Source organism: Mycoplasmopsis equigenitalium (genome assembly GCF_024498255.1).
GTDB classification, from domain to species: domain Bacteria; phylum Bacillota_I; class Bacilli_A; order Mycoplasmatales; family Metamycoplasmataceae; genus Mycoplasma_H; species Mycoplasma_H equigenitalium.
Genome location: NZ_CP101808.1, coordinates 405,767 through 425,131 on the forward strand (window position 1 = coordinate 405,767; position 19,365 = coordinate 425,131).

The 19,365-nt window shown below is 31.1% G+C and carries 16 protein-coding genes and 1 pseudogene; 6 read left to right on the top strand and 11 right to left on the bottom strand.

Translation table 4 applies throughout. The annotated features are described in order from the left end of the window. Positions 1 to 15: 15 nt before the first annotated feature. Positions 16 to 2,904 carry a lysylphosphatidylglycerol synthase domain-containing protein gene (locus tag NPA09_RS01895; RefSeq protein WP_165036218.1) on the bottom strand — a complete coding sequence of 963 codons (2,889 nt, stop codon included), beginning with the start codon at positions 2,902 to 2,904 and terminating at the stop codon, positions 16 to 18. Between the two features lie 90 nt (positions 2,905 to 2,994). On the opposite strand from NPA09_RS01895, the gene NPA09_RS01900 reads away from it, so the two are divergent. From NPA09_RS01900 to rplA, 3 genes are all read left to right on the top strand, one after another. Continuing rightward, positions 2,995 to 4,911, top strand: coding sequence for a M13-type metalloendopeptidase (locus NPA09_RS01900; RefSeq protein WP_129721707.1), 1,917 nt, complete (start codon positions 2,995 to 2,997; stop codon positions 4,909 to 4,911). A 267-nt stretch (positions 4,912 to 5,178) separates the two neighbouring features. Then, a complete protein-coding gene (gene rplK / locus NPA09_RS01905) occupies positions 5,179 to 5,787 on the top strand; it encodes a 50S ribosomal protein L11 (RefSeq protein ID WP_129721705.1) in 609 nt (202 codons plus the stop codon). After that, entirely contained in the window at positions 5,787 to 6,476 is a 690-nt protein-coding gene (rplA, locus tag NPA09_RS01910; RefSeq protein WP_129721703.1) for a 50S ribosomal protein L1, read from the top strand. The genes rplK and rplA overlap by 1 nt, the downstream gene beginning before the upstream one ends. A gap of 23 nt (positions 6,477 to 6,499) precedes the next feature. Here rplA and NPA09_RS01915 read toward each other — a convergent pair whose 3' ends face one another. Next, positions 6,500 to 7,888, bottom strand: a complete 1,389-nt coding sequence (locus NPA09_RS01915; protein ID WP_129721701.1) for a phosphotransferase — start codon at positions 7,886 to 7,888, stop codon at positions 6,500 to 6,502. A gap of 144 nt (positions 7,889 to 8,032) precedes the next feature. Between NPA09_RS01915 and ptsP the strand changes: the two genes are divergently transcribed. Together ptsP and NPA09_RS01925 are read left to right on the top strand one after the other, a co-directional pair. Continuing rightward, positions 8,033 to 9,754, top strand: a complete 1,722-nt coding sequence (ptsP, locus tag NPA09_RS01920; RefSeq protein ID WP_129721699.1) for a phosphoenolpyruvate--protein phosphotransferase — start codon at positions 8,033 to 8,035, stop codon at positions 9,752 to 9,754. Then, positions 9,754 to 10,356, top strand: a complete 603-nt coding sequence (locus NPA09_RS01925; RefSeq protein WP_129721697.1) for a thymidine kinase — start codon at positions 9,754 to 9,756, stop codon at positions 10,354 to 10,356. The genes ptsP and NPA09_RS01925 overlap by 1 nt, the downstream gene beginning before the upstream one ends. Positions 10,357 to 10,447: 91 nt before the next feature. Here NPA09_RS01925 and NPA09_RS01930 read toward each other — a convergent pair. The 6 genes and pseudogenes from NPA09_RS01930 to NPA09_RS01955 all read right to left on the bottom strand — a co-directional run bounded on the left by NPA09_RS01930 (position 10,448) and on the right by NPA09_RS01955 (position 15,451). Beyond that, positions 10,448 to 11,552: pseudogene (locus NPA09_RS01930) on the bottom strand (anhydro-N-acetylmuramic acid kinase). A gap of 19 nt (positions 11,553 to 11,571) precedes the next feature. Next, positions 11,572 to 12,657 (bottom strand): DUF871 domain-containing protein, encoded by a 1,086-nt coding sequence (locus tag NPA09_RS01935; protein ID WP_129721691.1) that lies wholly within the window; start codon positions 12,655 to 12,657, stop codon positions 11,572 to 11,574. After that, entirely contained in the window at positions 12,657 to 13,025 is a 369-nt protein-coding gene (locus NPA09_RS01940) for a hypothetical protein (RefSeq protein WP_129721689.1), read from the bottom strand. The genes NPA09_RS01935 and NPA09_RS01940 overlap by 1 nt, the downstream gene beginning before the upstream one ends. A gap of 20 nt (positions 13,026 to 13,045) precedes the next feature. After that, a complete protein-coding gene (locus tag NPA09_RS01945; RefSeq protein ID WP_129721687.1) occupies positions 13,046 to 14,530 on the bottom strand; it encodes a PTS transporter subunit EIIC in 1,485 nt (494 codons plus the stop codon). Beyond that, a complete protein-coding gene (locus tag NPA09_RS01950) occupies positions 14,520 to 14,840 on the bottom strand; it encodes a PTS sugar transporter subunit IIB (RefSeq protein WP_129721685.1) in 321 nt (106 codons plus the stop codon). The genes NPA09_RS01945 and NPA09_RS01950 overlap by 11 nt, the downstream gene beginning before the upstream one ends. Beyond that, positions 14,840 to 15,451 carry a hypothetical protein gene (locus NPA09_RS01955; RefSeq protein WP_129721683.1) on the bottom strand — a complete coding sequence of 204 codons (612 nt, stop codon included), beginning with the start codon at positions 15,449 to 15,451 and terminating at the stop codon, positions 14,840 to 14,842. Before NPA09_RS01955 ends, NPA09_RS01950 begins: the two co-directional genes overlap by 1 nt. 44 nt (positions 15,452 to 15,495) lie before the next feature. On the opposite strand from NPA09_RS01955, the gene NPA09_RS01960 reads away from it, so the two are divergent. Beyond that, positions 15,496 to 16,248, top strand: a complete 753-nt coding sequence (locus NPA09_RS01960; RefSeq protein WP_129721681.1) for a MurR/RpiR family transcriptional regulator — start codon at positions 15,496 to 15,498, stop codon at positions 16,246 to 16,248. A 2-nt stretch (positions 16,249 to 16,250) separates the two neighbouring features. Here NPA09_RS01960 and NPA09_RS01965 read toward each other — a convergent pair whose 3' ends face one another. The 3 genes from NPA09_RS01965 to NPA09_RS01975 are packed head-to-tail and all read right to left on the bottom strand — an operon-like array spanning position 16,251 to position 19,116. Continuing rightward, the gene (locus NPA09_RS01965; protein ID WP_129721680.1) at positions 16,251 to 16,565 is read right to left on the bottom strand and encodes a PTS sugar transporter subunit IIA; all 315 of its coding nucleotides are present in this window, start codon (positions 16,563 to 16,565) and stop codon (positions 16,251 to 16,253) included. After that, positions 16,558 to 17,433 (bottom strand): N-acetylmuramic acid 6-phosphate etherase, encoded by an 876-nt coding sequence (locus NPA09_RS01970; RefSeq protein ID WP_129721679.1) that lies wholly within the window; start codon positions 17,431 to 17,433, stop codon positions 16,558 to 16,560. The genes NPA09_RS01965 and NPA09_RS01970 overlap by 8 nt, the downstream gene beginning before the upstream one ends. 6 nt (positions 17,434 to 17,439) lie before the next feature. Continuing rightward, complete coding sequence (locus tag NPA09_RS01975; protein ID WP_129721678.1) at positions 17,440 to 19,116, bottom strand: N-acetylmuramoyl-L-alanine amidase-like domain-containing protein; 1,677 nt, start codon at positions 19,114 to 19,116, stop codon at positions 17,440 to 17,442. Between the last annotated feature and the right edge of the window lie 249 nt (positions 19,117 to 19,365).

Genomic DNA, 19,365 nt, shown 5'->3' on the forward strand with positions numbered 1-19,365 from the left:
TGAATTAATTTAATTTTAGTATGCTACAAAAACAATTAAACCAACCGATAATGCAACAATTCAAATAATTAATGAAACGAGATAAAATACTGATTTCTTTTGTACATAAATAGTGTTTTGATTGTTTATAAGTTGATCGTTTTTTATTTTTTTATTTCTAATATCAATTAGTTTTTCACCTATTCCGATATTGCAGAACAAGAGAGCAGAGAATAATGTTGGGATAAAAGTTCCACCGATTGAGTTGATAGCAGTTGTGATTGAAGCTCAATCATTTTTGGTATTTCTAAGCCCTTGTGTTGCGGTGGTTGTATCAATAAAGATATCTGAAAATAGTGTTTTGGCAAAATACTCGTATGTACCATTTCCACCTGGCGTAATTGAAAACGAGTTAGCAATTCTTGATAGAGTTAAGGCAGAGAAGATTGTCATGTATGGCCCACCTTTTAATTTGCTGCTATCAAGAATAGTTTGACCAGCGTTTTTATATGAAAGAATAAAAATCGCTAATCCACTTAGAATTCATGGAACTCATTTATAAATTACAAGTTCAAGAATTTTTCATCACTTATTAAAGACGATTTTTATTCCATTTCTTATTTGGGCAAAATCATGAATATATTTCGCTGCTTTTGTTCGCGGATCATAAACATTAGTAAATAAGAATCATTGGAAAAAGGCAATAATGTGATTTACAATAAAGACTTGAATTTTAATGCTTAACGTTACAATAAAAACAACGGCAGCAATAATAGTATCAACTAAAAGACCAACTATTAGAAAGATAATGAAAATAATAGTATTTGCATTGTTGGTACTAAAGTGATCTCAATACAAGGATAAACCAATTGGGGCAAAAATAATTGTCATTAAGAAATTACTTAACTGTCAAACTATTCCAGATGCAAACACGGTGGCTAGTAATGCGCTTTTGTCGTAACCTTTACGCCGTAAGTATCAGTAAAACGCGATTTCTGATCCAACGGATTTAGGAGTAATATTTTGTACAACAACACCAAGAAATGAAGCAATAGCAGCGTGATAAAGTTTGATTTTATGACCTTGATAATTCATAATCCGGACAGTAACTAATCCGGAAGTTAAGATGTTAATGATAGTTAGGCCTATAAATGACAAGAAAGCTCATCTTGTTCCTTGACTTTGGAAAATCATAATTCGCATATTTTCTAAAATTGATGTTCCTGAATTTTCCATTTTTCAAACAATATTAAATAAGAATACAAAGACCCCAATTAATAAAGCGGCATAGAATGTATATTTGAAAACATTTGAAAAAGTGATTTTTTTAACTTCGTTGGTTTCTTTATAAGATTCAAGTTCTTCTAATATTTCGCGCTCAAGCAACACCATTTGGTTAAGTGTTTGGTTCTTAGTGCTAATAATATTAAGGTGCGTCGATAACCGTTTATTCAAAATTGAGTAGGTTAAAATCAAATTGATATTATTATCCATAACAATTTTAAATACTTTGTTATTAGTATCAAGAGTTCCTAATGAAATATCTTCAATGTTTAAGATTTTAACTTTTTTAATTTCTGTAAGGTTTTTAATCCGATTAAAGAAGCGGTGTGCGGCTTCGTGACTAATACGTTCTGATTTGTATGAATCGTGGTAAAACCCATTCTCGGTTTCTAAGTCGCTTAAAATTTGGTCAATGCTGAGGTTTTGTTTTTGGAAATAGGTTACCATTTTTAAAAAATCAAGTACAAATAATAAACCATCATATTCCGTGTAACAAAATTTTTGAAGATAAAATTTATTTTTGTTAGCAGCAATAAAATCAGCGTCGCTTGTTTCAAAGGCGTTACGATATTCACTGAATTCTTCATAATTATAGTTATACTTTTTAGCTAATCGTTTGGTAAGACTACCGTTAGTATAATGATTAAGAATATTAAATTTATGATTTTCAAGCATTCTTTGATACTTAAGATAAAGTGTTGAAATCTCTCCTGGAGTTAAGTAACGAAGACGTTTTTTGATGCGAACAGCAATATTCACACCCCTACCATTATGGTCGATCAACATCGCAAAATGACTACGTGTTACTTTTGCTTTAAGCATCGCATTATTCATTGACTTGGCGTTGTTAAAGTCGGTTTTAACTCGGAAGAAAATATTGTTACTAAAGTTGATTTTAAGATTTAATTTTTCAAAAATGAACTTGTAAAAATCTTTTGTATCACGGTTATTAAAAGCAAGAGCAACCTTAATATCTTTATTAATTTGTTCGCCCGCATACGAGCTTATTACATCTTGCAAATATGTTTTGCGTACATGATGCATTTGGTATGAAATGATTTCGCTAGGAAGATTTAGTGATAAGTAATTTGTTTGGTTCATAGCAAAAGAAATTGCCATAATTTCTTTTTTACTAAGATGGTAACCATCTTTTTTATAAAAAGCTAACTCAATAACATCTTTTGAATCGACATTTTTAGTTAAAACAATCGCACCAAATAAGTTATTTTTATGAACCGTGTAGTTGGCAAGGGTATGTGGCAGCGATTTCGAGTCACTGATGAAGTGGGTTTTAATATTATTATCAGAAAAAACCCGAGCAATAATATTGCTGTAAAGTTCAGCATTTCTTGCATTATCAAAAAACACTAGAATGCCATTTGTATCTTCTAGTTTAATATTGTTAGATTTTTCGATTCCAGTAATGTAGCTTTGGGCAATGTTGGTAATAGTGTACTCATTAATTAAGTTGGTACCAGCCCCCATTTTAGCGACGATTTTATTATTAATAAACTTTATTCCCTTGCTGAAAGTTTCATTGATATTCTTTTTATTTTTATTTAAACGTAAAAGAGAATCAAGAAAATTTTCGTCTTCTGAATCGGTATTTTTCCATTTTTGGTAAAGTGGGTTCAAACTCATAAATATTATTTTATAGCAAAATACGTTAATAGTATCCATTTATATATATAATTGATAAATATATTATATTAAAGTATTAAAGGAGTTCATATGAAATATAATTTACAGAACTTAAAAACAGATTTTTATGAAGAAGTTAATAAGGATTGATTGAAAAAAGCGAAAATTCCTGCTGATCGAAATGGAACAGGTGGATTTGTAGAATTAGATTTACAAATTGAGAAAAAAGTTATCGCTTTTGCTGATAAACTTGTAAAAAATATTGATGATATCAAGGATAATACAATTAAAAATTTTGCTAAATTTTACAAGATTACATCGGATCACAAATCAAGAAACCAAATAAAAGGTTCACAACTTTTATTAGTAATTCTTCGTGAATTTGAAGTGTTACAAAGTTATGATGACATTGCAAAAAACTTTAAAAACCTTGAATATTTAGGCAGTTTGTTGCCTTTTCAATTTGGAATTACTCAGGATTTTGTCGATAATACAAAACAAGTTCTAGCAATGGGGCATCCAAATTTAATCTTGCCAGATAAAGCTTATTATGCTAATGAAGAAAAATGTGAAAAACTATTAAATGCTTATCGTGAAATGATGATCAAGCTATGAACAATGCTTGGTTTTGATGAAAAGCGAGCAAAACAAGAAGTAGAACAAGCAATTGAATTTGATAAATTATTAATTGAAATGGCAAAATCAAGTGAAGAAGAAGCTGATTATGTTAAGAGTTATAACGTTTTCAAATTTGACGATATTAATCAAAAATCAGCAATTTTTGATGTTAAAAAACTTGGAAACGCTCTAATTAGTAAACCCGCTGACACCGTGATTGTTGATAACCCACGATTTATTGATGCAATTAATTCAATTTATACAAAAGATAATTTCCATCTTTTTAAGTCGAGAATGATTTGTCAGTTTATTGCAGCTCACGCGCAATATTTATCAGATGATTTTCGTGAAACCGCACAAATTTTCCGTGCTGCAATTACTGGTACAAAAAAACTACCAACTCTTAAGAAGTTTGCTTTCCAAGTTGCATCTGGCACATTCCGTATGCCATTTGGAATCTATTATGCAAAAACAACTTTTGGTGCCAAAGCAAAAGAAAACGTTGAGCATATGGTTGACAATATGATTGGTATTTATAAAAACCGTTTGCGGAAAAATACTTGATTATCAAAAAGAACAATCGAAAAAGCAATCACTAAACTTGAAGCACTTGAAAAGAAAATCGGTTACCCTGAAGAATATGAGTCGTTTTACGATGAATACGAAACACTTTTACCGCAAGAAAGCGCACCTTCAATTCTTAAAAATATTCTTAAATTTAGAGCGATTTTTACCAAATACGCATTTGCGCAATACTTAGAACCAGTTAATAAAAATCTTTGAGAAATGTCACCTGCTGTAGTTAATGCTTACTTTCATCCATTTAAAAATGTAATTGTTTTCCCTGCGGCTATTTTAGATGAACCATTCTATTCATTGAAATATAACTCAAGCGCAAACTATGGAGGAATTGGATCGGTTATTGCTCATGAAATTTCTCACGCTTTTGATAATAATGGGTCACAGTTCGATGAAAAAGGTAATCTTAATAACTGATGAACTGATGAAGATCGAAAAGAATTTAAAAAACGAGCACAAGGTGTTATTGACTTATTTGAAGGTCAAGACTCACCTTATGGAAAATGTAATGGTAAATTAACAGTTAGCGAAAATATTGCCGATTTAGGCGGGTTTGCTTGTGCATATGAAGCAGCCAAACTTGAGCCAGATTTTGATGCGAAATCATTCTTTTATAACTGAGCAAATGTTTGAAGAAGTAAATATCGAAAAGAATATGGTGAATTACTTCTTAAAAGTGATGTTCATGCGCCAACAAAATTAAGAGCAAATATTCAAATTAAAAATCATGACGCTTTTTACGAAGTGTTTGGCGTCAAAGCAAGTGATGCAATGTTTATAGCCCCTGAAAAAAGGGTAAAAATCTGATAATAAAAAACAAGCGCCTTGCTTGTTTTTTATACAATCATTTTTTATTTATTTTCAGTAAATTTTCTTTATTTTTTCTTGAATATTTAAGTTTAATGTTTTTTTATTTTTAACTGATATTTATCACAAAGCAACGACCATAGGATTCGACAAAGATAAAATAACAAAAAAACAACATATTTGTTATATAATAAAAAGGCAATTTTAATTGCCTCTAGCTAGTGGGAGAATGATTCGCTAGTACCACATATATTGAAAGGATATAAAACTATGGCAAAAAAAGAAATTGTTCGTGTTGCTAAATTACAATTTAACGCCGGACAAGCTAAACCTGGACCAGCACTTGCTGGTGTTGGTATTAATATGCCTGAGTTTACAAAGGCTTTTAATGATGCGACTAGAGATCGTGGGAACGAACCAGTTCCTGTCGAAATTACTGTGTACAAGGATAAATCATTTGATTACAAATTATTTACCGCACCAGCAAGTTTTAAGTTACTACAAGCTGCTAAATTAAAATCAGGTAGCGCTAACTCAAAAACAACTATTGTTGGCACAATCACAAGTGCACAATTGCGTCAAATCGCTGAATATAAACTTCCAGATCTTAATACTGAAGATGTTGAAGCTGCAATGAAAATTATTGCAGGTACTGCAAAAAATATGGGAATTTTAGTTGAAGGAATTGATGATATCGCTAAGGCAAAAGCTGAAGCGCAACAAGCTGCTAAAGAAGCAGCAATTGCTCAAGCACAAGAAGAAAAACTTGAACAAGAAGCAAAAGCTGCTGCCGAATCTAAAGACAAACCAATTGAAGTTGTTACTCATGCTGACTTAGAAAAAGCTAAGAAAGAAAAAGAAGCAGAGGAGGCTAAATAATGGCCCACGTTGGAAAGAAATTACAAGCTGCAAGAAAGCTTGTTGATGCTAATAATATTTACTCTTTAGAAGAAGCAATTAGCTTAGCAATTAAAACTTCATATTCAAAATTTCCTGCATCAATCGACCTTGCATTTAAATTGAACTTAGATGTTAGAAAAGCAGACCAACAACTTAGAGGAGCTGTTGTTCTACCTCATGGAACAGGAAAAACTGTGCGTGTGCTTGTAGCAACAGATAATCCTGCAAATAAAAAGCTTTGTGAAGCTGCTAAAGCAGATATCATTGTTGATGGTCCCGAACTTGAAGCATTACTTAAAGAAGATAAACTTGACTTTGATGTAATGGTGGCTGAACCAAAAATGATGCCTCTTTTAGGAAAATATGGTAAAAAATTAGGACCTAAAGGTTTAATGCCGAACCCTAAAACAGGAACTGTTACTCCTACTCCTGATAAAACAGTTGCTGAACTTAAAAAGGGGAAAGCAAACTATCGTACCGACAAAGCAGGAATTGTTCACTCACTTATTGGTAAAGCAACAATGAAAGAAGTAGAGTTGGTTGAAAATGCTAAAACTTTAATTGCAACCATTAAAAAACTTAAACCAGCAGCAGTTAAAGGAACATACATTCAAAACTTAACTGTTTCAGCAACAATGGGTCCAAGTATTAAAATCAAGATTGATTAATTAATAAAAAAAACTAGCGCTCGCTAGTTTTTTATTTTTTTCAAATCTTTAAGACCATTTTTAATATAAGCAATATTCACTTTAATATCAAACGAATCTTGATAGCGCAGAGTTCAAAGCAAACCATAAAAGTTGGCAATTACTTTGCACTTGATGTAGGTTGTTCAATCGTAATTTTTATATACTGCAAGAAAATATTTTTCTTCATTTTCATTTAACATTGAATTGCTTGCAAAATAAGCCAAATCAAAGTGATGGTTATTTAACCCAGTGTATTCAAAATCGATAAATTTTACATTTTCTTGTTCATCAACTAAAATGTTTGCCAACGATAAATCGTTATGACAAAATGCATCTGGTTTAATATTTTTACACAACTCTAAAATTTCTGAGATTTCTAGTTGTGTAAAATTTGCATTCAATAAATTATTGTTCTTGATAATCTCACTAAAATTATCATCAATATATTTGAATAAATTAAAGGGGTTGGTATCTGTTTTAATTGCGTGAAATTTTCTTAAAGTTGTAGCAATTTTTTTTAGTCAAAATGGCGTTTTTAAATTAATGTTTTGCGCTGATATTTTTTTGCTTACAAAGTAATCGTCATCTTCATAAATAACTTTTGGTGCAAAAATATACTTATTGAAAAAAGTTTGTTTTATGGCGTAATTATAGTTATTTTTGTTTTTTTTCTTAATTACAAGGTTATTAAAATATGTTACTTGTTTATTTGGAACAAGATGTTCTTTAATAAGTTTTTTATACGTGTGAGCATATGCCATTTTTTCAAATTCATTTGCAATGTATAAAAAGTCATTAAACTCGGTTTTCGAAAGATTAAAGTTAGTTATTAAAATTTCTTTATCGATATTAAATTCTTTATATAAACTAACGACATCAAAGGCCTTGTGACACTTTCGTGCTCATTCCAAATCAATGAGTTTAATCTGATTATTTTTATTAATTAAAATATTTTTTTTATTTAAATCCATATGACAAATAACTGTGGGAGAGTTGTGATATTTCATTACTAGTTTTTGGTATTTAACTGTACCTTTTCCATAACAAAAAAAATCAGCATCAGCTAGTTCAATATTTAATTTATGAAAATCATTTATAGTTTCTAAAAGATTATTTAACTTAAGATGATCGAGTTTAATTTTTTCTAGTGTTTCACCTTCAAATCACTTGCGGATTAAAATACCATTTTGATAATAAATAGTATCTGGCATTTTTGCTAATATTTTTGCCTCATTTTCATAATTTACTAAACGTGTGTTTGGAATTCTGATTTGAACTTTTTGATTGTTTCAAAAAGCTTCATAACTAGTATTATGAAACCCATTATAAATTAATTTAATATCTGTAATTTGCTCTTGAATTTTTTGATCCAAGGCTAGTAGTTTATTCATATTCTAATTATATCTTGTGTGCCTTTATATTTGCCTAGAATGTGGGATAAGTTTCAAGGTTTTTTTAGCAAATATATAAGAGCCAATTAGATAGTAATAATATATAATACGTATATTACATACTATAAAAATACGGAGGGTAAAATGAAACTTAAAGGAATAGCCGCATCAAGCGGTGTTGTCAGTGGCAAGGTATTCAAATTAATTGAACAAAAACTTGAAATTGATACAACAATTAATTTAAAACAAGATGCAGCCAAGATGTTCTTACAATTCGAAAAAGCATCACAGGCTGTTAGTGATTATTTAGATGGTTTATACAAGGAAATGTTATCTTGAGATAGCGAACAAGCGGGAATTTTCTCGGCATTATCATTTATTGCAATTGATCCACTTGTTAAAGAAAGCGTTAAAACTTTTATATTCGAAAAAGGTTACACGCTTTCAAACGCAATTAGTAGCTCATTTGATGAAACAATTAACACGATTAAAGCAATTAATGATCCATATATGCTTGAAAGAATTCCTGATATTCTTGACATTAAAAAGAAAATTATTTTTAATATTCAAGGTATCAAGGAAATTGACTTAACAAAAATCAACGAAGAAGTGATTATAGTAGCGCACGATCTTAGCCCAAGCCAAACTGTGCAACTTGATAAAAAGTTTGTTAAAGGATTTGCAACCGAAATCGGGGGCCCAACTTCACATACAGCAATTATGGCTCGTACATTAAACATTCCTAGTGTGGTTGGAATTACTGGCTTACTTGATAAAGTAGGGCATGATGATACAATGACACTTGATGGAATTGATGGTGAAGTTATTATTAATCCAAGCAAGGAAGAAATCAAAGCATATGATGCTAAAGGTAAAAAATACCTTGAGTGACTAGAAACTCTTAAAAAATTCAAAGGTAAAAAATCTTTAACTAAAGATAAACATGAAGTTGAGCTTGCTGCTAATATTGGTGGTGTCGGTGAAGTTGATAATGTTATTGAAAACGACGCACAAGCAGTAGGATTATTTAGAAGTGAATTCTTATATATGGATAATGATCACTGACCAACAGAAGAAGAACAATTCAATGCCTACAAAATTGTACTTCAAAAAATGAATGGAAAACGTGTAATCATTCGTACTTTAGATATTGGTGGCGATAAACAACTTAAATACTATGATTTCCCTAAAGAAGACAATCCATTTTTAGGATACCGGGCAATTCGTCTTTGTTTAAAAGAAACCGAAATTTTTAAAACACAATTAAGAGCTTTAATTCGGGCATCATATTTTGGTAAACTTGGAATTATGATTCCAATGATTACTCACGTGAAAGAATTCTTAAAAGCAAAAGAAATTTTTACTGAAACTTATAATGAACTTAAAAAAGAAAAAATACAAATCGGAAAACTCAAAGATATTGAGTTTGGTTTAATGATTGAAACACCAGCCGCAGCAATTTTAGTTGATAAATTTACTAAATATGCAGACTTTGTTTCAATTGGTACTAATGATTTAATTCAATATTCAATGGCTGCTGACAGGATGAATGAAAATGTATCAAACCTATACCAACCACTCAACCCTTCAATTTTAAGATTTATTAAACATACAATTGATGGTGCGCACGAAAATGGTAAATGAGCAGGTATGTGCGGTGAAATGGCGGGAGATAAAAACGCTGTTCCATTGCTTATCGGATTAGGATTAGACGAATTTTCGATGTCAGCTTCAAAAGTATTACAAACTCGTGAATTAATTTCACGCTTCTCATTTAAAAAATTACAAAGTGTAGCAGCGAAAGCACTTGAACTTGACTCACAAGAAGAAGTAAAAGAACTTCTTAAAAAAGAAGGTCTCATCTAATGTATAGAAGATACAGCGAGGGAACATTGGAAGTTATTACTGGACCAATGTTCTCGGGCAAAACTGAAGAATTAATTAAAAGAATTAACACATTAAAATACGCTAATATTAAAACGCTGGTTATCAAACCAAAATTTGATACTCGTTTTAGCGAAGATTTTATTGTTTCAAGAAATACAATTCAATTTCCTGCTCACAATGTTGAAAACGCTGAAGAAATTTTAAGCCTAGTTGATAATTCCATTAAAGCAGTAGCGATTGATGAAGTTAACTTCTTTAAAGATGATATTATTCCTGTGATTGAAGAATTAACAGCAAAACGCATTCGTGTAATTGTTGCAGGACTAGACCAAGATTATTTACGTCGTCCTTACGGAGTGTTGCCAAAACTTTTAGCAATGGCTGAAGAAGTTTCAAAACTAAAAGCCGTTTGTATGCAATGTAAACTTGATGCTTCTTGTTCATTCCGGAAAGTCGATGTTAAAAAACTAAATTACATTGGCGATTCTGATGAATATGAGGCACGTTGTCGCCGTTGTCATATAGCTGGTGAAACCAAAAAACAAGAAGAACGTGAACAAGAAAAAACTCAGGAAAATTAAAAAACACAAAAATAATATTTTCAACACAATTTAAGTATTTTTTGTTGAAAAAATAAAATATCCGCGATTTTAAATGCGGATATTTTTTAAATTATTTTGCTAACTTGCCAAGAATTGTAAATTCGTCAGCTCCAGTAGCCTTAGGAACATTGCTGCTTATATCCTTGACAAAAAGGTATCCTAAAATAGCGAATTCAATTGCTTCCTTGGCGTCTGGATTAATACCTAGTTCAGTTGAAGTGGTAACTTTTATGTCTGGCAAAAGTGTTTTTAAATCACTTAAAATCACAGGATTATTAGCGCCACCACCTGATAAATAAACTGTATATTTTTTGTGTTTTTCAAATACAAAGCGTTTATAACTATCAGCAATAATGTATGCAGTAAAAAAGGTTAAAGTACGAACGATATCATAACTAGACACCGACTTAAATTTATTTAAGATTAATTGAAATAACTTTTTATCATATTTTTCGCGTCCAGTTGTTTTGGGTGGTTGTTTTTGATAATACTGATCAGTAAGTAAAAAGTCAACAATTGCTTGGTTAATTTTACCTTTACTTGCGATTTTACCATTAATATCAAAATCCTTATTATAAAAATGTTTTACCGCCATATCGATAAGAACATTTCCTGGTCCGTTATCAAAAGCAAATACTCTTTTAATGTCGTCATCAAGAACTGTAACATTTGCTATACCACCAATATTTTGTAAAAGTCTTGTCTCTTGTGGATGACGGAAAAGTAAGTAATCAGGATAGACAACTAAGGGCGCACCTTGACCACCTACAGCTATATCTGCTGGACGAAAATCGCCAATTGTAGGAATTTTTGTCATCTTTGCAATGACGCTTATATCGCCTAGCTGCAAAGTTGATTTTACTTCGCCTAAACCAGGGTTAATTAAGTGATATATTGTTTGGCCGTGTGTGGCAATATAATCAATTTTTGTGTGTTCGATACGATATTTATTTAAAAATTCATTAACGCTATTAGCAAAGAAAATTGCTATTTCGAAATTTAAGGAACAAAAGAATCGTGCGGTTTTTTTCTTTATTAAATGCAGAGAGGATTTTGGTTTTTAATGTTTCTGGGAAAGGAATAGTTTGAAATTGTAGTAACTTATGTTTTAGTTTTTGTTCATCATTAATTTCGACATAAGCAATATCAAGCCCATCAACACTTGTGCCCGACATTAAACCAATAATATGATAATTATTCTTCAAAAGTAAATTTTCCTATTGGGAGTACGTAATCAAGCAGAATCATTTCATCTGGATCGATTTTGCCAACGACATTTTTACCCATTTCAATGTTTTTATGTTCGCTTAAAACAATTTGTAATTCACCTTTATATTGTTTAAGATTATTGTTGCAAATAACAACATCACCGCGTTTTAAAACTGGAGGTGTATCATGAGCTGGGAAGTCGTTTTCTTTATATTTTACTCGTGATTGCGTTGATCGAATTGTGTAGGCGTTGGTATCAGGACGACGAAAATGATTATTTTTAAACAGGATTTCTTTTTCTAAATTTGTGGTATTTTTTAATGATGATTTGGTAAGAGTGAAGCAAATTAAATCAGAGTTGATACTACTTAATGCTTTTAACTCTTTTTCGCTAGCAAAAGCGTTCCCGATAATAACATCATCAATTAATCCAGTAGCAAATAAATGTTTTGCTTGGACTTTAATATTTAAGTCACGGTGCATTTCTAAAGTTGGCAAGCCATGACTTAAAGGTCAAGGACCAACGGCGCCGCTTGAGTTAACAAATGCCGCAGTGCGCATGTGAAAGTCTTTGCATTTTTTACTACTGTTTTCAAAGAAAGGTAAGCTTAAACCGGTATAACGTTGTGGGTAAAAATTGTGGCAAGCAATAAGTTTTTTAATGTTTGGTCGACACGATAAAATATTATCGATATATTTCGAATCAAGTGACATATTAATTTCAATAAATAAGTCTTCTTTATTGTATGTCATATCTGCTTCGGTTAAACCGTTAAAACCTAAATCAAGGCGGACTCCATCAGCCTTTATCTCTTTAAAGAAAGATAAATCCTTATAAGATATACCAAGTTGTTCAAATACACGAGGATTAACATCAAGAATTACCATCATGCCTAGTTTTTTCGCTAGTTCGTTAATTTCTAAAAACTCTTCTTTAATTATTTTTGCTTCTTTATTAATTGAAAGCAAGCAAGAAAAGATACGCTTAAAGTTATATCGAGCAGCAAGTTTTATATAATTTATAATTTCCTTTTTATCTTGTTTATCAGGATATATTGAAATTCCAAGCATTATTTTTCCTTTCGCAAATCAGTTTTTGTTTCTTTTGTGGGTTTAGCAAAAGCATTTTGTGCCGCTTTTGCTTTATCAAGTTTACGTTGACGTCATTTGGTGTAACGTTCGATATAAATTGCAACCGACAACCCACAAAAGAATAAGGTGGGAAATGCAACTGAATAGAAAATGGTCTCAAATGGTAGTTGTGGTCTTACCAACAGTAAAGGAATTCCAATTACAAAAAGAACAATAAAAGGTAGCGGAACAATTATTCAACTACTTATCTTCTTGAAAATGTTAGTGTTACGGTCTAAAAATGTTGCTAATAAATAACCAACCAACATTGCAACTACTAATAAAATATAGATTACTCACTCAGGCATTACTCTCCCTTTAATTAAAATTAAACTTGATTTTGTTTTGCTTGTTTTTTAGGACGTTTAAAGATGCTTCTTGCTTTAAATTCTTTTGTAATTTCGGCACGGACTGCATCTTCATCAAACATAAGATTTTCAGCCTCAGCTTTTGCTTTACGTTCTTGAACTTCCATTTCAATTTCTTCTTTTAACATTTTATTGTCGTATATTTTTGCAAATGGTCATCAAATAATGGTTGAGACAGCAATCATTAGTAAGCAAAGCACTAACGCTCTTCAGTCTAAACCAGTTGCTAAAATGGCACCAACTGGTGAAGGTAATGTTCAACCAACAAGTTGCGTTGGCACATTTACTAAGTTAAATTTCATTGCAAGAAATGAAATTGTCCCCATTGTTAGCGGTGCTAAAATGGCAGGAATCGCAAGAATGGGATTTAAAACAAGTGGATAACCGAAAATAACTGGTTCATTAATGTTGAAAATTCCCGGTACGATCGAAGGATAGGTTACGGCTCTGATGTATTTTGATTTAGCGATAAATAACATAATGATTAATAACCCTAAGGTAGCACCGGCACCACCAATTCAAACAAATCATTGGAAGAATGGTTCAACAAGAATGTTAGCGCCATCGCTAGCAGTAAGGGTGTTTTTACCTAACGTACTAAGTAACGATGTGTTTTCATCTAATGCAATAAGTCAAAATGGCCGTGCTACTGCTCCAACTATTGCCATCCCGTGAATTCCGGCAATTCAAAGTAGCATAACAAATAAAATCACAATAATAAAACCAAAGTAGTTGTTTCCCGCTAATAATCCTTGGATAGGTTGTAATAAAAGTGCAACAAATTTATGGAGATCAAAATGAGCAACATTAAATAGTAAAACTGCAGGAACAATTACAAGTAGCATGGGAATTAAAGCATTAAATGGTTTAGCTACCACTGGTGGCACGGATTTTGGTAAACGAATTGTAATTTTATATTTAACACAAAGTCTAAAGATTTCAATGGCAAAAATTGAAACGATAATTCCACCAAAGATTGTGGCTGAACCAAATGAGGCAGTAGTAAATGCGGGGTTGCCTACAGATTTATAGGTCGGACCCACAATTGAAATAATATAAGCAATAATTGCGATGAAAACTCCTTGTTGATCATCAAGTTTATAACTACGAGCTAAAGCCCGAGCAATTCCGATCACAACAAAGAAACCCATCATAGGAAAGGTTAGTCGGTAAGGCAACATAAAGAATGATGCTCAACGACCACCTTCATATGGTAACAAAATCTTGCCACCAAATGTTTCGGTTCTTCCAATTGGGAAGAAATAAATAATAAGAAATGTAGAACCAATTAACAAAATCGGAATAACGGCAACCATACCACTACGGATGGCGTTAATGTAACGATTATCACTAATTTTGCTAATTATCGGCATAAAAGTATGTTCAATTCACTTTAGAATGTTCATACCAATGCTTGATTTTTTAACTTTTTGGTTAGTTGACATTGTTTTCCTCCATTAATTTTTTAACATTTTTAAGCAATCTTGGTACACCAACAGGATTATATTCTGTTGGTTGAATTTGATAAATAAGTTTCCTTTTTGCTTGTGCAATTTTTTCAAATTCAGCGAATTTAAAACGAATTTGCGGAGCCACTAAGATTACATCGTAGTCATTTCTAGCATATTCATCAAGTTCAGCAACGCCGATGGCGTTGGCCGTAAATTCAATACCTAATTGTTTTGCTTCTTTTTCAAGCGAACTCATTAGAATATGTGTCGACATTCCGCCAGAACAAATTAAAAGAATATTCATTATACGTTTTCCTTTACTTGTTCTGGATTGTTTTGTTTTTTGGTGTCACGTGCACTTTTTATCATTAAACTGATTTTTGCTACCAAGATAGCAAAGATAATAAAGAAATAAACAAAGACAAGACTTAATAAAGAGTATTTATAACTATCATTAACTTTTTTTGCTTGTTGTAAAATTGGTTCAGCAAAAATACTGTGTGTTTGGGTTCCATCTGCATTTTTGGTAATAATACCAAGCGGTTTAAGATTTTGTTCTCAATTAATAAAACCAAATTGAGTTAATAAACTTGAAATCACTAGAACAACCAAAATTGTAAATGAAACTGTGTAAAACATTATCGTTTTAAGTCGTGTCGTTTTTTCTTGTGCTCATGATTTATTTTTTAAATCACGAATAAGACTACTAATTAAGTGATAAGTTAATAAAGCGATAAAAATAATCTCTAAAGTAATTAAAACAATAAAGTTGATATCACTAAAATTGTAATGTTGAATTTGTTTTGATTTGCCGACATAAATGACACTAGGAATAAATAACAAAACACTAATAATCATAAAAATGGCAGCTAATAAAGAAAGTCAAAATACTTTCGGAAACTTGTTAGTTAACACATTTACTCCTTTCGTTTTTTAATTTAATTAAATATAATTAAAGTATGGAAAATTTTAATATCAAGAACACTTACTTAATGAAGCTTAATTACTTACGAAAAAATGCTTCAACAACTAATATGCATATTGCTAATGAATTACTAAAATTAGTAAAAAATCAAGCAAAAATCAATAAAACTAAAGAATTAGCCGCACAATTAAATGTCTCAACAGCAGCAATTTCTAAGTTTGTTAGAAAATGCGAATTCAATAACTTTAATGAATTTTGTTTTGTTCATAATCAGTCAATCTTGAACGATGATGATAAAACAATCTATAGTGAATTGATTAAAAAATCTGCTGAATTAATTGGCAAGTCACATAAAATTATGTTTATTGGCGTTTCTGGTTCGTACATTAATAATTTAGACTTCGCTCATAAATTACAAAGACTAAATAAATGCGTCTTGACACCGGAAAGCAAATACGATCAAATTGGATTGAGTCGGCTTTTAACAAATGAAGATTTATTAATTGTCAATTCACTTTCTTTGCAACATACTTGAATTCTTGATGTAATCGCCAATACTAAAGCCAAAGTCATTTTATCAAGTAGCTTTGTTCCTGAACATATGGGAATCAAAGATAAGATTGATGTCTTCAATTTGGTTGAAAACATTAAAGACTTTAAAGGCGGACTTAGACTTTATACTACTGATTCATTACTTAAAGTAGCGTCATTTTATATTAAGATTTTCGAATACTTAATTAAAGATGAAAGTAATTTACATTACTTACAATTATCTTCATACAACTAGTTTTAAGAATTTTTGTGCGGTAAAATCAATAATTTTTCCGCTAAAAACATTGCGTTTTCTGCTGACATAAATTGATCTTCAGCATGTACAAGTAATAAACTAAATTCGAGTTGATTACCTTGTGATTCAAATGAAATTAATTCAAAGTGAGCCTTATGAACTTTTGCAAGCTCAAGTTTTCCTTCTTTAATTTTATCTTTTGCTGTTTTTAAATTGTTTTGTGAAATTAAATCGATTGCTTCAGAAAATAAGGCTTTTGCAGCGCCAGCAAAGGAAATAATTTCAAAGGCTGCTTGTTCAATTTTTGTTTTATTCATAGAGCTCCTTATATATTTTTTCGGCTTTTTCTTTTGAAATATTGTATTGAATCATTAATAGCGTCATTTTGACGTTTTTTGTTAAATTGAAATATGTTTCAATTTGCTCGTTTGGGGCATGAGTAAGGGTTTTAATAATATTTTTGCAGCGTTGCTCTAATTTGTAATTAGTCGGAATAAGATTAATCATATAATTACTTTCCACATATCCTAATTTCGTCATAACAGCACTAGAAATCATATTACATACCATTTTTTGACTAGTACCTGCCTTCATTCTTGTTGAACCAGCAATAGCCTCGGCACCGGTAGTTATACAGATTATTTCGTCAATAAAATCATGTTTTTGTTTTTGGCTCGAATTACAAATTAAAGCCGTTTTAGCATTAATTGATTTAGCAAATTTTAACCCACTAAGAACATAAGGGGTGCGACCCGAAGCGGTAATACCAATAACAATATCATTGGCATTTAAGTTTACTTTTTTCAAGTCTTCAATCGCGAATTCGGTATTATCCTCAGCTTTTTCAACTGCTTCAAATAGTGCTTTCTTACCACCGGCAATTAAACCAATCACCTTATTTTTTACACCAAATGTTGGTCAAATTTCAGTTGCATCAAGAATCCCAATTCGGCCACTGGTACCAGCGCCTAAATAAATAATTCTTCCTTTTTTATTTTTTAAACAATCGTACGCAATATCGATGACGCGGGCAATATTATGCTTTTTAGCAAGGACCGCATCAGCAACCATTCGATCTTCATTATTAATCATTTCAACAATTTCTAATGCTGAACTTGACGATAAATTTTTCGTACGAACGTTTCTTTTTTCTGTTTCTAATTCATCAATTGTATTTTCACTCATAATTTATTAATCATCAAGTTCTTCATTTACTCTATAGAATAGGATAAATGGCACAACTAATTTTGCTTTCTTTTTACCCGCTTTAGCAAGTTGTTCTTCATTTAACTGATCGTATCATTGCTTGTTAATGGTACTTCAGTTGCGGTCGCGCATATAATGTAATAAATCAACATCGACTACTGATTTATTTGATCTAGCGTTTCTGTAAAATGGTTTTATCGCCATGATTGGTTGACCAGAAGCATCAAGTTTTAATTTTGGATTGCCTTTTTCATCGCGAACTTCTAAGCCATTTTCATCATACTCATAAACTGGTCCACTTTTAAACACTAAAATACCAGTGTGGGTAACATCAAGCCCATCTAGGTCGGTTCCAACCATTACAAAATCACCTTCTTTAAAATTGTCCATAATAAATTGTTCGTTAAAAATATTGTGATTTTTTGTAAATTTAATTGCTTTAAATTTGCGATGAACCGCTTTTACGCCAGGTAATCAAAATTCCGTTACTTCATCTGGTTTTTTAGGGTTTGTTTTTTTAGCATTAATATATTTTTCGACTTCAATGATTAAATCTTTATGTTTTTCTTTAGCGCCGGCGTTCATTAAATCAACAGCATTAGTTGCAATTTTGGTATTTTCAGTACCTCAATCAGTAAAGAAGTGTTTACGAGTTGTAAAATCAACTCGGCCATCAATATATCTAACTTTTACTACATTAGCAACGAATTCATCGTAGTTTTTTGACATTGCAAAAGCAACAGTATAATCCAAATACGTAAAACAATCAAGACTCAACACATCAAGAACAAGCATTTCTTCGATATCTTTTTCGAAAGAACCAATCATCTTATTACCAACATAGGTTACACCTAATAGTTTTTGGGAAATGGCAGCAACCTTTTCGCCCATAGTTTTACCACTAAGAGTGTTAGCAAAAGTTAAGATTTCGTCAATTTTTGCTTTAGTTTTACCACTAGGTTGTTTAATCGGGTAAAGCGTTTGTTGCATTTTAATCATTAATTGAAGACGTTTTACCAAACCTGTTTTTGCTTCCTCGACACCACTTGTAATAGCGGCCTTGTTAGCATTTAAAATTCCAATTTGCTTTTTAGCATTATCAATTTCAACTTGTGTGTAAATACCGCTACTGTTTTTGATAATAACTTCTTGTATTTCGATGTCAGCTTCAATTTTTTTTAATTCGGCTAGTTTTCCCATTTCTGGCATCATTTTTGCAAGTAATGTTTTAGTTTCTTGACTAGCTTTTTCGAATTCATCAACTGCTTTTTGGGCAATTTTAACTAGTCTATAACCACTTGCTTCATAACCGCTTTCAAGTTTAGCGTCATCATTTTGCAAAAAACTTAAAAAAGCTTTAACGTAAGCGTTATACTCGGTTTTAACTTTTTTGATGATTCTAACTTTTTTTTCAACATCTTTTAAGTGTGTTTTAGCACTTTTAGAAAGAACTGATAAAGCATGTTCTGCTTTTTCGACGTTATTTACAAGTTTGATGTCAAGATTATTCGTATCCGCATTAACGTAATCTACGTAATTGGTTTTGAATTGATCAATATCTTTTTGATCATGTTTCGAAACACTAGAACACGAGATCGAACATGATGCGAAGCCAATAATAGACAACGGAATCAGTGTTACTAAAACTCTTTTTAATTTCATTATCTTCTCCTTCCTATAAATTTGTGGTATTAATACCACTAATTATATTATAGTTAGGATATGTAAATTTTTTAACATTACGCCGTTAAAAAGATAATATTTTGTAAAATATTTTACATTTAAATTTAGGTAATTTATTCTTTTTAGATGAATAATTTAGAATACAACTTTTTTACCTTATTCAATGATAAATCAACGTTTTTTGTTGAAAAAATAAAAAAAAATAAGCAGCACAAAATGCTGCTCATG